The following is a 15104-nucleotide window of genomic DNA, read 5'->3' as shown; positions in this document are numbered from 1 at the left end:
CACCGCGGCAGCGGCTGTCACGCGTCCTGCTGCTGATCTTCGGACTCGTCGACGTCGTAGTCCAGATATGCCCCGATCAGGTTGAGCAGCAGGTCGGTGTCGACCGGCTTGGTCACGTAGTCGTTGGCCCCGGAGGCCAGGCTCTTCTCCCGGTCCCCCTTCATGGCCTTGGCGGTCACGGCGATCACCGGCAGGTCGGCGTGGGCGGACATGTCCCGGATCGCCGCCATGGTCGCGTTGCCGTCCAGCTCGGGCATCATGATGTCCATCAGCACGAGCGCGATGTCGTCGTACTGCTCCAGCGCCCGGATGCCGGAGATGCCGTTGTCGGCGAACACCACGTGCAGCCCGTGCAGCTCCAGCACGGTGCTCAGGGCGAACACGTTGCGCAGGTCGTCGTCGACGATGAGCACCTTCTCGCCGTGGAACCGCGGCGCGGTCGACGACAGCGTGGTCACGGTCGGGATGGGGTCGTCGAGCAGCACGGACTCCTCCAGCTCGGCGACCTCGGGCAGGTCGGAGGCGGCGGCCAGCAGCGCGGGCGGCGGCGTCACCGGCAGGCACAGCACGAAGGCGCTGCCCTGGCCCGGCGTGCTGCGCACCTGGAGCTCGCCGCCGAGCAGGTGGGTGAGCTCCCGGCTGATCGACAGGCCCAGGCCGGTGCCGCCGTACTTGCGGCTGGTGGTGCCGTCGGCCTGCTGGAACGCCTCGAAGATGACGCCGAGCTTGTCGGCCGGGATGCCGATGCCGGTGTCCTCGACGGCGAAGGCGATCCGGGCCGGGGCGCCGCGCAGCGTGGACCGCCGCACCTGGGTGGCCGGGATCTGCTTGATGGTCAGCCGGATGCTGCCCTCCTGGGTGAACTTCACCGCGTTGGACAGCAGGTTGCGCAGGATCTGCTGGAGCCGTTGCACGTCGGTGTGCAGCTCGTCGGGCACGTCGGTGTCCACGGCCACCGAGAAGTCGAGGCCCTTCTGCCCGGTCAGCGGCCGGCACAGCTTCTCGACGTAGTCCACGAGGTCGATGACCGACACCGTGGTCTGCTCCAGCTGGAGGTGCCCGGCCTCGACCTTGGCCAGGTCCAGGATGTCGTTGATCAGCTGGAGCAGGTCGCTGCCGGCGGCGTGGATGGTGCGGGCGAACTCGACCTGCTTGTCGGACAGGTTGCGGTCGAGGTTGTCGGCCATCAGCTTGGCCAGGATGAGCAGGCTGTTGAGCGGCGTCCGCAGCTCGTGCGACATGTTGGCCATGAACTCGGACTTGTAGCGCGAGGCCAGCGCCAGCTGCTGGGCGCGTTCCTCCAGCTCCTGGCGGCCCTGCTCGATCTCGGTGTTCTTGAGCTCGATGTCGCTGTTCTGCCGGGCCAGCAGCGCGGCCTTCTCGGCCAGCTCGGCGTTGGACCGCTGGAGCTCCTCCTGCTGGGCCTGCAGCTGCTCGGACCGGGCCCGCAGCTCCTGGGCCAGCCGCTGCGACTCCAGCAGCAGGGCGTCGGTGCGGGAACTGGCCTGGATCGTGTTGACGGTGACGCCGATGGTCTCCTTGAGCTGCTCCAGCAGGTCGCGGTGGACCTCGGTGAACCGGCCGACCGAGGCCAGCTCGATGACGCCGAGCACCTTGCCCTCGAACAGCACCGGCAGCACGATCACGTCGGACGGCGGCGCGGCGCCCAGGCCCGAGGTGATCTGGATGTAGCCGGGCGGGGCGGCCGACATGCGGATCGTCTTCTTCTCCACGGCGGCCTGCCCGACCAGCGACTCGCCCAGCGCGAACCGCGGCCGGCGGCCGTCGGCCGACACGCCGTAGCCGGCGGCGCGGCTCAGCTCGTCCTCGTCGACCAGGAAAAACAGGCCCTGCTGCGCGGAAACCAGCGGCGCCAGCTCGCTCATCATCAGCGACGCCAGCTCGACGACGTCGCGCTGGCCCTGCATGAGACCGGACAGCCGGGCCAGGTTGGTCTTGAGCCAGTCCTGTTCCCGGTTGGCCGTGGTGGTCTCCATCAGGTTGCCGATCATCCGGTTGATGTTGTCCTTCAGGTCGGCCATCTCGCCGCGGGCCTGCACGGTGATCTGCCGGGTCAGGTCGCCCGCCGTCACGGCCGTGGCCACCGCTGCGATGGCCCGCACCTGCGTGGTCAGGTTGCCGGCCAGCTCGTTCACACTTTCGGTGAGCCGCTTCCACGCGCCGGTCACGCCGACGACCTCGGCCTGGCCGCCCAACTGGCCCTCGGTGCCGACCTCGCGGGCCACGCGGGTGACCTCGTCGGCGAAGCCGGACAGCTGGTCCACCATGGTGTTGACGGTGTTCTTCAGCTCCAGGATCTCGCCGCGCGCGTCGACGTCGATCTTCTTCGACAGGTCGCCGCGGGCGACGGCGGTGGTGACCTGGGCGATGTTGCGGACCTGGGACGTCAGGTTGTCGGCCATGAAGTTGACGTTGTCGGTCAGGTCCTTCCACGTGCCGGCGACACCGGGCACCCGGGCCTGACCGCCCAGCATCCCCTCCGTGCCGACCTCGCGGGCGACACGCGTGACCTCGTCGGCGAACGCCCGCAGCGTGTCCACCATGCCGTTGATGGTGGCGGCCAGCGCCGCGACCTCGCCGGCCGCTTCCACGACGATCTTCTTCGACAGGTCGCCGTCGGCCACGGCCGTTGCCACGCGGGCGATCGAGCGCACCTGCCCGGTCAGGTTGTGGGCCATGACGTTGACGTTGTCGGTCAGGTCCTTCCACGTGCCGGCGACGCCGCGCACCGTGGCCTGGCCGCCCAGCTTGCCCTCGGTGCCGACCTCGCGGGCCACCCGGGTGACCTCGTCGGCGAAGGCGGACAGCTGGTCCACCATGGTGTTGATGGTGTTCTTCAGCTCCAGGATCTCGCCGCGCGCGTCGACGGTGATCTTCTGCGACAGATCGCCCTTGGCCACCGCCGTCGTCACCTGGGCGATGGACCGCACCTGCGAAGTCAGGTTGCCGGCCATGAAGTTCACCGAATCGGTGAGGTCGCGCCAGGTTCCCGCGACCCCAGGAACCGTCGCCTGACCGCCCAGCCGGCCCTCGCCGCCGACCTCGCGGGCCACCAGCGTGACCTCCGCCGCGAACGAGGAAAGCTGGTCCACCATCGTGTTGACGGTGTTCTTCAGCTCCAGGATCTCGCCCTGCGCGTCCACGGTGATCTTCTGCGACAGATCGCCCTTGGCCACCGCCGTCGTCACCTGAGCGATGGACCGCACCTGCGAAGTCAGGTTGGCCGCCATGAAGTTCACGTTCGCGGTGAGGTCGCGCCAGATGCCCGCGACACCGGGAACCGTGGCCTGGCCGCCGAGAATGCCCTCGGTGCCGACCTCGCGGGCGACGCGAGTGACCTCGTCGGCCAGCGCGGAAAGCTGGTCCACCATGGTGTTCACGGTGTTCTTCAGGCCGAGCATCTCACCGGAGACCTCGACCGTGATCTTGCGGCTCAGGTCGCCGTCGGCCACCGCCGTCGTCACCTGGGCGATATCCCGAACCTGGGCGGTCAGGTTGCCCGCCATCAGGTTCACGTTGTCGGTGAGGTCCCTCCAGATGCCGGCAACTCCGGGCACGACGGCCTGGCCACCGAGCTTGCCCTCGGTGCCCACCTGGCGGGCTACCCGCGTCACCTGCTCGGCAAACACGGAAAGTTGCTCGAGCAGTCCGTTGACCGTGCCGCAGAGCTGAGCGGCCTCGCCGCGCAGCGGTTGTCCGTTGCGGTGCGAGGACATTCGTTGCGACAGGTCGCCCTCGGCGACGGCCGCGAGCACGCGGCTGAGCTCCGTGGTCGGGTAGAGCAGGTCCTCCAGCACCAGGTTCACCGACTGGCGGGCCACCGCCCAGCCGCCGGCGAACGGCTCGGTCGACAGGCGCTCGCCCACCCCGCCGCGCAGCGTGGAAAGCTCCCCGACCAGGTCCTGGTTGCGTTCCACGATCTCGTTGAAGACCTCGGCGACGCGCGCGGCCGTGCCGTCGCCGACCGGCGTGAGCCGTCGGCGGAAATTGCCGTCCCGCACGTCGCGCATCGCGCTGAGCAGGCGGTCAAGGAACGCGTCTTCGCCGGCGGACTGCTTGGTCCCGACCGGCAGCGAGGTGGTGTCCATCTCGGCCTCCCTCGAATCGGCTGCCATCGTTTAGCGTGTCGGTGACCGCTAGCCTGCCACGAGACGAGCCAGGGTGAGCAGGCGAGTGCGCCGGGCTAGTCTGGAAAGCAAACCGGCCCGGAGTCTGGAGGTGGCGCGGTGGTCGACCGACACTCCGCACCCGGGATTCCCGAGCCGGCCAGATGGGTCGCGACCAGATCGGCACCGACCGGAACGAGGGTGGACGGAATACCCCTGAGCAGGCAGGAAACCGTCGACGCCGCCGTGTGGCAGGCGCTGCTGGACGCTGCCGACAAGGCGGTGGTGGTGCACGACGGCCGCCGCCTGGTGCGGGTGGTGAGCCGCCGCGCGGCGGAGCTGTTCCCCGATCTGCGGCCCGGCGTCGAATTGGCCGGTGTGGCCGGATTCACCGGTTCGGAGCAGAACGAGGTCGAGACGACCTGCCAGGGCGTGCCATGGCGGTGGATTCCCACCCGATTGGACGAAGACCACGTGGCCTGGCAGGGTGATTCCGCCGAGCCGGACGAGCCGTGGTGCGAAAAGTGCGCGCAGGCACGGTTTCTGGTCAACAGCAGCCGGCTGCTGGGCAGTTCCCTGCGCCGGGACCAGACTCTGCGCAGCATCGTGCAGCTGGCCGTGCCGACGCTGGCCGACTGCTGCGCCGTGGTGCTGCCGGCCAAGCGCGGCCGGGTCGAGTGGTGGCGCTACAGCCGCGGCGGCGACACCGAGCACGGTCGCATGGGCCAGCACGTGCTGCGCTCCGTGACGTCGCTGGCCGAGGCTTTCTCGGGTTCGGCGACCAAGCCCCTGCCCGGGCGGCCCGTGCCCGGGGCGCGGCTGGACTGGTTGCTGGAGCCCGATTTCGGCGATCCTGCCAGCGTGGTCGTGGTGCCGCTGCGGCACGAGGGGCTCGACGCCGGCGCGTTGGTGTTGGCCAGCAACGATTCCCGTGACGAACAACTGGACGTCGTCCGCGACTACGCCGGACGGGCCGCCGCCGCGCTGAGTTCCGCGCACTCGTTCAGCGAGCAGGCCCGGGCCACCGAGGCCCTGGAGTCCAGCCTGCTGCCCTCGCCGCTGCCCGAGGTGCCCGGCATCGTGTGGTCGGCGTGCTACCGGCCGGCGCACAGCGGCATCCGGGTCGGCGGCGATTTCTACGACGTGTACCCGGATTCCGACGGCCGGGCCCTGTTCCTGCTGGGCGACGTCTGCGGCAACGGCGTCGAGGCGGCGACCCTGGCCGGCCGCATCCGGCACACCGTCGAGGCGCTTCGGCTGGTCGAGACCGAGCCCACGAAGTTGCTGCACCTGTTGAACCGGGCCATTCTCACCAGTTCCGACAACCGCTTCGCCACCCTCGTCGTCGGCGTGCTGGAACGCCTCGACTCCGGCGCCGTCCGGGTGCGCCTGGCCTCCGGCGGCCATCCCTCGCCGCTCGTGCTGCGCGCCTCCGGCGTCGTCGAGGAGATCGCCGTGCCCGGCACCCTCGTCGGTGTGCTGCCCGATCCCCACTTCAGCGAGGCCATCGTCACCCTGTCCGCCGGGGACGTCTGCCTGCTCTACAGCGACGGAGTCACCGAGGCCCGCGGCGGCAGCGACGGCCGCGAGCAGTACGGCGCCCACCGCCTCACCGAGGCCCTCGGCGACGGCGCCGGCATGCCCGCCGCCGACCTCACCCGCCATGTCGAACTCCGCCTCGACGACTGGCTAGCCGGCCGCGACCACGACGACGTAGCCCTCCTTGCCCTACAAGCCATTTAACCCCCGCGAGTCACGCTCTCCGGCAGTGCGAAATACGGTTTCGAGCAGACCTGAGACCGAAGGCGCTGTTCTGCCCGAAACCGTATTTCGGTGTGTCTGAGAGCGTGACTCGCGGGGGTTCAGCCGGTGCGGCGGCGGCGGAGGCCTAGGTAGATGACGCCGGCGATCACCAGCAGCAGCGCTATCACGGCCAAGGCGGTGGAGAGGCCGAACTGAGTGGTCTCCGGCAGGGTCTTCAGGGTCTGCGCCGCGCCGGGCGGCGGGGTGGCGGTGGTGACGGCCGGCCGCGCGGTGGGGTCGGCGTCGACGAGCTGGCCGACGGGCTGGGCCTTGGACGACTTGAGGTCGAAGCCGTAGTTCATCATCGGCACGGACTGGGAGTACATGGCCGTCACCGGGCTCATGGTGCCGCGCATGCCGACGAAGACGATGCGGGTGCCGCCGCGCTGGGCGGCGTTGATGTAGGTGTGCAGGGCGTCGTCGGTGTAGCCGGTCTTGCCGCCGAGGTCGCCGTCGTAGTTGTACAGCAAGGGGTTGTCGTTGCCGACGACGAAGCCGGGCTTGTCCTGCCAGCCGGGGAACTGGATCTGCTGGGTGGACACGGCGTCGGCGAAACGCTTGTCCTGCATGGCCAGACGGAACAGCAGGGCCAGGTCGTAGGCCGAGGACACCATGCCGGGGCCGTCGAGACCGGACGGCGTGGCGGTGCGGGTGTCCAGGGCGCCGACGCTGTGGGCGAGGGCGTTCATCTTGGCCACGGCCTTGTCGGCCCCGCCGAGCTGCGTGGCGAAGGCGTACGCGCAGTCGTTGCCGGAGTGCATGAGCAGCGCGTGGAAGATCTGGTCGTTGGTGTACTTGCCCTCGGGCCCCATGCCGACGCGGGTGCCGTCCTGGTTGGCGTCGTCCCAGGTGCCGGTGACGGGGGTGTCCATCTTCAGCTCACGCATCACGACCAGGGCCAGCAGCACCTTGATCAGCGACGCGGGACGCTGGCGGGCGTGGGGGTCCTGGGCGGCGAGCACCTGCCCGGTGTCGAGGTCGGCCAGCACCCACGACTCGAACTGGTTGGCCGGCGCACCGGCGGCGCCGGGCGGGATCACCGGCCCGCACTCGGCCATCCGAGAGCCGCCGACGGGCTGCGACGGCAGCGCCAGCGGGGTCGGCGGCTGCTGGCCGGGGGCCGGGTTCTCCGACGAGTCGACGGGCGGGGGCGGAGCGTTCCGGTAAGCGCAGCCCGCCGGGTCGGCAGCCGCTGTCGGCGCCGCAACCGTGCAGATCAGCACGAAAAGGGCAACCAGCAAACGCAGCAGTCGTCGAGGCACAGGGCAGCCTAGCCGGATTTCCGGTCGCGCCGGGTCAACTGCGCTCGTACGTGCGGCGCCAGCCAACTCGTGGCGGTCCCTCCGCGCGTGCGCGCAGCGACACCGTGGGCTCACTCACGTACGGCACCGTCGATTCCTCGACGTCGGTGACCGCCACCGTGGCCGGATCCGCCCCCGCGTGCACGGCCGCGGCACGGGCCTGCTCCATCACGCGGTGACGGATGTCGTCGCCGTGCGGGCTGTTGGCGCTGAACATGCGTACGGCCTCGCCGCTGACCGGCGCGACCGCCACGCCCACCGCCGCGGCGGCATCCGCGCGCGGCGGGCAGCACACGAGCGTGGTGCCCGGCAACGGCCCCGGCAACGTGTCCACGAGCTTCTCCGCGCCCGGACCGATCACGAGCAGCGGCAGGTCGCGCGGCGAGCTCTTGGCCCGGTCGACGGCCTCGGACAGCTGCGCCAGACCACACCCGGTCCCGCCGATGGGCGGCGTCGTCGGCACGAGCGCCACGGTCCGCAAACCTGTCTGCACGCCGGCAATCACCGTGGAACCGGCGGCCAGCTCGGCCGAACCGGCGGTCACGGAGCACACGGCCGTCGGCTCGCCTTCCACGTTGGTGAAGGCCACCAACGCTTCCGACTCACCGGCCAGCAGCGCCGCACCTCGGGCGCCGACCGCCGCGGCGGCGCCATGCATCAGCAGCGGCCGCGTGAGCGCGTAGTCGACGGTCATGATCGAGCCGTCGTTACGGGCGAGGAACGGCTCCGCGTGCGACAGGCCCACATCGACCAGCGACCGACGTAGCCGGTGCGCCGCGCCCCACGCCCGCCGGATCAGCGCCGCCTGCAACACGGTCGCGTTCTCCCGCTCCAGCAAGCCGGAACCGCCCATCTCGTGCGACAGCAGGATCGGCACGGAATCACCGAGCTCCGCTCGCAACAGCCCGGCCGCCGCCAGCTCGTGCCCCGGGGCCACGGCGGCGAACACGCTGCTGACCGCGACCGCGTTGACCCGGCCGGCGATCTCCCGCGCGAACGCCACCAGCGCGGCGGTGTCCAGCGGCTCGAAGTCCGTGCCGTCCAGCCGCGCCCCGCCGGCGACGCACGCCTCGGTGATGGACACTGTGGACCGCAGCGACGACGGCCACGCGGCCAGCGGCGGCAACGACGTCGTGGCCGCGCCCAGCCGCACGACCGCCACCGGTCCCAGCTGCCCCGGCCACCGCCGCCAGCCCGGGGCCGCCCCGGGCAGGCCGGCCAGGCCGTCGATCTCGCTGACGCCGACCATCACCTGCTGGATGTGCTCCAGGTCGACACCGCGCGGCCCCGCCTGGGCCATGAGCTCCTCGACGAGCAGCGGCAGCGCGGCCGTGACGGCCGCGGTCGGCAGCGGCCGCTCGATCGAGGCGAGCACGGTGCCGTCGTTCTCGACCACGGCCGCCGAGAACCGGTCGCGCTGCATCGAGATGCCGAGCCGGCAGCTCCGGTCGGGAGTCATGACGCCACCACCGGCCGGTACGGCAGGTCGAGGCCGAACGCCGCCGGCCCGACCAGGTCCAGCCCGGCCGGCGTGCGCCACACGTCCGGGCACGGCAGCGCCAGCACCACCACGCGCTGGCCATAGCGCAGTTCGCCGGCGCTGAGCGTCTCCCCGGTGTACGTGTCGAAGACGGTGATGATGTCCGGCACCGTGGCCAGCACCTGGCCGTCCTCGATCACCGCCAGGTACTCGTGCCCCACGTCCAGCCGCAGGGTTCGGCCGCTGTCCGCGCCGGTGCCCTCGATCGTCGCCGGCGTGCGCTGCCCCGGCTCGGACAGCGCCGCCGCCACGCGCCCCTCGGCGATGATCACGCCGTCGTACTCGGCCACGATCGCCCGCGCCGCGTCCGGCACGGACACCGCCGCGCCGATCAGCTCACCGATGCGCAGCGCCTTGCTGACCGAGCCCATGATGACCGCGTCGGCGACCTGGTCGACCGTCATCACGTACTCGCTGCTGATGCCGCGGTCGCCGAACCCGACGACCACCGATCGGGCCATCCGCTCGGCCCAGCCGTCGCCGGCGTGCACGGCGACGACGCGGTCGTGCTCGTCGGCCAGGACAACGGGATCGGGCGTGACGCCGGCCAGGTGCATGGACACCCGGGACATGCCCGGGAACGCTCGCCCCATGCCGTCGGCGTCGAGCATGGGCAGCCCCGCGTGGGCGGCCAGCGCGACCGAGGCGGCGCCGTGGAAGCCGCCGATCTCGTTGCACAGCATGGCCACGACCGGCTGGCCGAAGTGCCGCTCCACGTGCACACGAATGGTGGCGGCTTCCCTGCACGTGCCGATGCGCTCGGCCCCGATGGCCGGCGCGCCGAGGAAGGTGCACGGCATGACCAGGCCGTCCGGCGGCAGTTCGTCCGGCTGCACCACCTGGACCGGGCCGTTCAGCTCGACGGCGTGGGCGGTCAGCGGCAGCGCGTAGCGGCCCTGTCCCCCGCCCCCGCCACCGAGCACGTCGCAGCCCCGCGCGAAGTCGCGCAGACGTCCCCCGGACAGGTGCATGTCGCGATGGTAATCACCTCGCGACGCTGCGCCAGTGTCAGGCGGCCGAACGGGTTGCGGCGGGCCTCCGCCGCAGCGCGGTCTCGCTGATCTCCCGCGGCGTGTAGAAGGAGTCCGCGGCGTTGATGGCGGTGCCCGGCGCGACGACCGCGTCGATCCGGTCCAGCGTCTCGTCGTCGAGCACGAGATCGGCGCCGGCCAACAGGTCGTCGAGCTGTTCCCGCGTGCGTGGGCCGATGATCGCCGACGTGACGCCCGGATGCGCGATCGAGAACGCCATCGCCAGGTGGGTCAGCGAGACACCGACGTCGGCGGCGATCTTGGCCAGCTCCTCGACGGCCTCGGCCTTGCGCGCGTTGCCCGGCACCGACGGGTCGTACATGTGCGGCACCACCGCGGCCCGGCCGCTGCTCATGTCGACGCCGTTGCGGTACTTGCCGGTCAGCCAGCCCATGGCCAGCGGGCTCCACACCAGCACGCCCATGCCGTAGCGCTGGGTCGTGGGCAGCACCGCGGACTCGATGGCGCGGTTGAGGATGGAGTACGGCGGCTGCTCGGTGCGCAGCCGCTCGAAGCCTCGCCGCTGCGAGGCCCAGTGCGCCTCGACGAGCATCTCGGCCGGGAAGGTCGAGGAGCCGAAGGCCCGGATCTTGCCGGCCCGGACCAGGTCGGTCAGCCCGGACAGGGACTCCTCGATGTCGGTGTCCGGGTCCGGCCGGTGCATCTGGTAGAGGTCGATGTGGTCGGTGTCCAGGCGGCGCAGGCTGTCCTCGACCGCGCGCACCATCCAGCGGCGCGAGTTGCCCTGCCGGTTGGCGTCCTCGCCCATCGGGCCGTGGAACTTGGTGGCCAGCACGACGTCGTCGCGCCGGCCCTTGATCGCCCGGCCGACGATCTGCTCCGACTGACCCTCCGAATAGCGGTCGGCGGTGTCGATGAAGTTGATGCCCGCGTCCAGCGCGGCGTTGATGATCCGCGAGGCGTCCTCGGGGTCGGTGTTGGCCCAGCTGCCGAAGTTCATGGCGCCGAAGCAGTACGGGCTGACCTTGATGCCGGTCCCACCCAGTACACGCATCTGCATCTCTCACGTCCCCTTTGCGATCTGAGTTGCAACACCAATGTAGCGAGTTTGACCGAAGATGCAACCCTGTGTCGCGGCCTACCATGGTCACGTGACCCGACCGCTGCGCGCCGACTCCGAACGGACGATGCGCGCCATCCTGGACGCCGCCAACCAGGTGCTGGCCGAGAATCCCGCCGCCACGCTCCAGCAGATCGCCGACGCCGCGGGGGTGGCGCGCACCACCGTGCACCGGCGCTTCGCCAGCCGCGAGGCGCTGATGGAGGCGCTCGCGCTGGACATGCTGGCGCAGCTGGAGGCGGTGATCGACGACAGCCGGCCGGAGACCGCGCCGCCGCTGGTCGCGCTGCACGAGCTGAGCGCCGGCTACATCACCGTCAAGGGCCGCTGGCGGCTGACCGACGTGCATCCGACCGAATTCGAGCACGGCGAGGCGATCGAGCGGATCAAGGCCCGCAACCGCGCTCTGTTCCAACGGCTGGCCGACACCGGCACCATCGCCCCGGACACCGACCTCGAGTGGGCCGTCCGCGTGTTCTTCGCGCTGCTGCACGAGGCGATCGAGCGCCGCGCCGTCACCGGCAACTCGCCCGACACCCTGGCCGCGCTCGTGACCTCGACCTTGGTCGGTGGGCTGCGCGGAATGTGACCGCCGCCGTACAGTGCACGCAGGTCGGGGACGTTTCACGTCTAGGGGGCTCTACGTGCGGATCTCTGCAGCTTTCGCGTGCGCGCTGTTGGTGGGCGCGAGCTTGGCGTTACCGGTGACGGCCTCGGCCGCGACCGCCGGATCCGGCAACGGTTTCACGGCCGTCACGCCGACCCGGGTGCTCGACACGCGGGACAGCGGCGGCCCGGTGGGGGCCGGCGCGGCGAAGCTGCTGGACCTGTCGGCGGCGGTGCCGTCCGATGCCACGGCGGTGCTGTTGAACGTCACGGCGGTCGACGCCACCGGCAACACCTTCGTCGCCGTGTACCCGGACGGTGCGCCGGTGCCGATCACCTCGAACGTGAACGTGGTGCCGGGGCGGGCGATCCCCAACGCCGTCACCGTGGAGCTGCGGCCCGGGCACAAGATCGACCTGTTCAACAAGTTCGGCTCCGTGCAGCTCATCGTCGACCTGGAGGGCTACTACTCGCCGTCCGCGACGACCGGCCTCACCGCGCAGAACCCCTCCCGGGTGCTCGACACCCGCAACGGCATCGGGGCCATCCGCGCCGACTCGACGTACACGCTGGACCTGTCGAACAGCGTGCCGGCCAACGCCACGGCGGTCGTGCTCAACCTGACCGGCACCAACGCCACCACCGGCACCTTCGTCACCGCGTGGCCGCACGGCGCGCCGAGGCCCAACACCTCCAGCCTCAACCTGGTGCCCGGCCTCGACACGCCCAACGGCGTCACCGTGCAGCTCAGTTCCGACCGGAAAGTCGACCTGTACAACAAGAACGGCTCCGTGGACCTGGTCGCCGACCTCGCCGGCTACTACGCCCCGACCTCGACCGCCACGTTCAGCACGGTCATCCCCTCCCGCGCCGTCGACACCCGCACCTCGACCCCGGTCGGCTCCGGCGCGCGCACCGTCGACCTGTCCGGCGTCATCCCGCCGACCGCGACCGCCGTGGTGCTCAACCTGACCGGCACCAACGCTTCCAGCGGCACCTTCGTCACCGTCGCGCCGCACGGCACGCCCAAGCCCAACGCCTCCACCCTCAACCTCAACCCCGGGCAGACGGTCTCCAACTCGGCCACCGTGGCCGTCAGCGCCGACGGTCAGGTCGACCTGTACAACGCGTGGGGCACCGCCGACGTGATCGTGGACGTCTTCGCCTACTTCGCGCCGCCGTTCACCTGCACCCAGGGTTGCGTCTACGGCTGGGGTTCCGGCTACCTCGGCACCCGCCGCAACATCACGGCGCCGTCCCCGACACCCGCGCCGGTCTTCGGCCTGGACCACGTCACCGCCATCGACAGCAACGGCGGCTCGACCCTGGCGCTGCGCGGCGACGGCACCGTGTGGGCGTGGGGCGGCAACGGCTTCGGCCAGCTCGGCAACGGCGCCAGCTGCTCGCTGAGCGGCCCGGCGGCCGATGTCGACTGCTACTCGGATGTGCCGGTGCGGGTGCCGGGCCTGAGCAACGTCGAAGCCGTGGTCGCCGGCCGGCACGGCGGCTTCGCGCTCCGCTTCGACGGCACCGTGTGGCAGATCGGCACGTCGCTGCGGCAGGTGCCGGGCCTGAGCGGCATCACCGCAATCGCCGGCGGCGACGCCACGCACTACGCCCTGCGCAACGACGGCACCGTATGGGCGTGGGGCAGCAACCTCGGCGGCGAGCTGGGTATCGGCACCGCCAACGACGTTCCCGCCACGACCCCGGTGCAGGTGCACGGCCTGTCCGGTATCCGGCAGATCTCCGTCGCCCCCATGGACGCCACCGGCTCCGGCGACACCGCCTTCGCGCTGCTGGCCGACTTCTCGGTGTCCGCGTGGGGCCCGGACGCCAAGGCCTACCACACCGGCGTTGCCACGGACGGTCCCGCCTACGAGCCCGTGGCGATCCCCGGCCTGACCAACATCGGCTCGATCTCGGGCACACATGCGCTGATGGCCAGCAACGGCGGGTTGTTGTCGTGGGGTCGCAACGATGCCGGCCAGCTCGGCAACGGCACTCACGGCTTCGAGCTCCAGGCCACGCCCGTGCCGGCCACCATCGGCCCGGCCTTCACGCTCGCCACCCACGTTCCGGGCACGGTTCGCGGCGACGACACCGCCTGGACCTGGGGCGACAACACCTTCGGCCAGCTCGGCAACGGCACCGTCGGCGGCGAGGCCGACACCCCCGCGCAGGTCCCCGGCCTCAACTCGATCACCGCCCTGACCGGCAGCGACACCCAGACCTTCGCCCGCCAGCGCTGACGGCCACCCCCATGCAGGGAAGGACGCCTTACCCTCGTTCAACGAGGGTAAGGCGTCCTTCCCTGCATCAAGCCGGGGGCGTCAGCCCTGGATGATGTACTGCTCCAGCTGGGCCTGTTCCTCCTGGAGCTTGCTGATCTGGCGCTTGACCACGTCGCCGATGCTGACGATGCCGGCCAGCTTCCCGTTGTCCACCACCGGCACGTGCCGGATGCGGCGCTCGGTCATGAGCACCGACAGGGTCTCGACGGTGTCCTCCGAGGTGCAGGAGAACACCGAGGTGGTCATGATCTCCGACACCGGGCGGTCCAGCACGGCCGCGCCACGCTCGGCGAGCTGCCGGACCACGTCGCGTTCGGAGACGATGCCGGCCACCCCCTCGGGCGTCAGCACGACCACCGCGCCGATGTTGTGTTTGGCCAGTTCGGCCACCAGCTCGGTGACCGTGGTCCACGGTGGCACGGTTGCCACGCTCGACCCTTTGCTCCGCAGGACGTCCGCGATCCGCATCGTGCTCGCCTCCGTTCGGCGCAGGGGCTGCCTGAATCGCCCAGGTTAGTGGGACAGGTCACAAAGCGCGCGGGGTCGAGAGCCATGTTTCGATCAAGTGGGCTCCGATCGAGTCCTTCATCCGGGGCATGTGCTCCTCCCGCACCTGCTCACGGGTGAGCCAGCGGGCCTCGGCCAGCTCGTCCCCGTCGACGTCGATGGCTTCGGACAGCGCCTCGGCCCGGAAGGCGATCATCAGCCCGGCCGGGAACGGCCACGGCTGCGAGCCGACATACCGGACATCGCCGACGGCCACACCCGCCTCCTCGGCCACCTCGCGGCGCACGGCGTCCTCCAGGCTCTCGCCGAGGTCGACGAAGCCGGCCAAGGTGGAGAACCGGTCCGATCGCTGGTGCCGCCCGAACAGCGCGCGGCCCTCGTGCTCGACAAGCACGATCACCGCCGGCTCCAGGCGGGGGAACAGCTCCTTGCCGCAACCGAGGCAGTCTCGGACGTTGCCGCCGTGCCGGGGCCGGGTCTCGCCGCCGCACGCGCCGCAGAACCGCTGGTTGCGGCTCCAGTGCAGCAGCGCCTTGGCGTACACAAGCATCGCCGACTCCTGGGCGGCGAGCTCCCCGAACAGCGACCGCACGTCCACCGTGGACGCGGGCTCCTCGGCCAGCTCCACCGCGAACACGCCCCGCTCGCCGTCGAGGCCGAGGAACACCTCCTCGCCGTGGGGCTCGCTGTCGGGCGCGTACCTGTCCCGCCAGAACGGCAGCAACCGGGCGTCTTCCCGCCGCGCGGCGATCCAGTCCGGGTCGGCGCGGCGGTCGTGGGCGCGGTCGAGACGCAGCCCGCTGTAAGGGATCAC

At 71.1% G+C, this 15104-nt stretch carries 10 protein-coding genes; 3 read left to right on the top strand and 7 right to left on the bottom strand.

From position 1 onward, the window contains the following. Window positions 1-17: 17 nt before the first annotated feature. Window positions 18-4109: a HAMP domain-containing protein gene (locus AB0M73_RS18235; protein ID WP_363891767.1), complete on the bottom strand. Its 4092-nt coding sequence runs from the start codon at window positions 4107-4109 to the stop codon at window positions 18-20. 219 nt (window positions 4110-4328) lie between these two features. Between AB0M73_RS18235 and AB0M73_RS18230 the strand changes: the two genes are divergently transcribed. After that, window positions 4329-5870, top strand: coding sequence for a PP2C family protein-serine/threonine phosphatase (locus tag AB0M73_RS18230; protein ID WP_363891766.1), 1542 nt, complete (start codon window positions 4329-4331; stop codon window positions 5868-5870). Between the two features lie 119 nt (window positions 5871-5989). On the opposite strand, the gene AB0M73_RS18225 is transcribed toward AB0M73_RS18230, so the two are convergent. From AB0M73_RS18225 to AB0M73_RS18210, 4 genes are read right to left on the bottom strand one after another with little or no spacing between them, the layout of a single operon-like run. Then, complete coding sequence (locus AB0M73_RS18225) at window positions 5990-7192, bottom strand: serine hydrolase (RefSeq protein WP_363891765.1); 1203 nt, start codon at window positions 7190-7192, stop codon at window positions 5990-5992. 34 nt (window positions 7193-7226) lie between these two features. Continuing rightward, window positions 7227-8690, bottom strand: a complete 1464-nt coding sequence (locus tag AB0M73_RS18220; protein WP_363891764.1) for a hypothetical protein — start codon at window positions 8688-8690, stop codon at window positions 7227-7229. Further along, the gene (locus AB0M73_RS18215) at window positions 8687-9742 is read right to left on the bottom strand and encodes a DUF917 domain-containing protein (RefSeq protein ID WP_363891763.1); all 1056 of its coding nucleotides are present in this window, start codon (window positions 9740-9742) and stop codon (window positions 8687-8689) included. The genes AB0M73_RS18220 and AB0M73_RS18215 overlap by 4 nt, the downstream gene beginning before the upstream one ends. A gap of 37 nt (window positions 9743-9779) precedes the next feature. Next, entirely contained in the window at window positions 9780-10823 is a 1044-nt protein-coding gene (locus tag AB0M73_RS18210) for an aldo/keto reductase (RefSeq protein WP_363891762.1), read from the bottom strand. A 91-nt stretch (window positions 10824-10914) separates the two neighbouring features. Here AB0M73_RS18210 and AB0M73_RS18205 point away from each other — a divergent pair, with 91 nt between their 5' ends. After that, entirely contained in the window at window positions 10915-11472 is a 558-nt protein-coding gene (locus AB0M73_RS18205; RefSeq protein ID WP_363891761.1) for a TetR/AcrR family transcriptional regulator, read from the top strand. A gap of 55 nt (window positions 11473-11527) precedes the next feature. Next, window positions 11528-13741 (top strand): hypothetical protein, encoded by a 2214-nt coding sequence (locus AB0M73_RS18200; protein ID WP_363891760.1) that lies wholly within the window; start codon window positions 11528-11530, stop codon window positions 13739-13741. Between the two features lie 81 nt (window positions 13742-13822). Here AB0M73_RS18200 and AB0M73_RS18195 read toward each other — a convergent pair whose 3' ends face one another. Together AB0M73_RS18195 and nudC are read right to left on the bottom strand one after the other, a co-directional pair. Then, window positions 13823-14251, bottom strand: coding sequence for a CBS domain-containing protein (locus AB0M73_RS18195; protein ID WP_043723748.1), 429 nt, complete (start codon window positions 14249-14251; stop codon window positions 13823-13825). A gap of 58 nt (window positions 14252-14309) precedes the next feature. Next, on the bottom strand, window positions 14310-15104 hold the full coding sequence (nudC, locus tag AB0M73_RS18190) for an NAD(+) diphosphatase (RefSeq protein WP_363891759.1): 795 nt from the start codon (window positions 15102-15104) through the stop codon (window positions 14310-14312).

The sequence above is a fragment of the Kutzneria sp. NPDC051319 genome, from assembly GCF_040682195.1.
In the GTDB taxonomy this organism is placed as follows: domain Bacteria; phylum Actinomycetota; class Actinomycetes; order Mycobacteriales; family Pseudonocardiaceae; genus Kutzneria.
The sequence above is the reverse complement of the archived record's forward strand: the minus strand, read 5'-3'. Positions and strand labels throughout refer to the sequence as shown.

Coding starts and splice junctions, on each gene's coding strand:
- AB0M73_RS18235 (WP_363891767.1), bottom strand. CDS start 4,109: ATGGACACCACCTCGCTGCCGGTCGGGACCAAGCAGTCCGCCGGCGAA.
- AB0M73_RS18220 (WP_363891764.1), bottom strand. CDS start 8,690: ATGACTCCCGACCGGAGCTGCCGGCTCGGCATCTCGATGCAGCGCGAC.
- AB0M73_RS18215 (WP_363891763.1), bottom strand. CDS start 9,742: ATGCACCTGTCCGGGGGACGTCTGCGCGACTTCGCGCGGGGCTGCGAC.
- AB0M73_RS18210 (WP_363891762.1), bottom strand. CDS start 10,823: ATGCAGATGCGTGTACTGGGTGGGACCGGCATCAAGGTCAGCCCGTAC.
- AB0M73_RS18195 (WP_043723748.1), bottom strand. CDS start 14,251: ATGCGGATCGCGGACGTCCTGCGGAGCAAAGGGTCGAGCGTGGCAACC.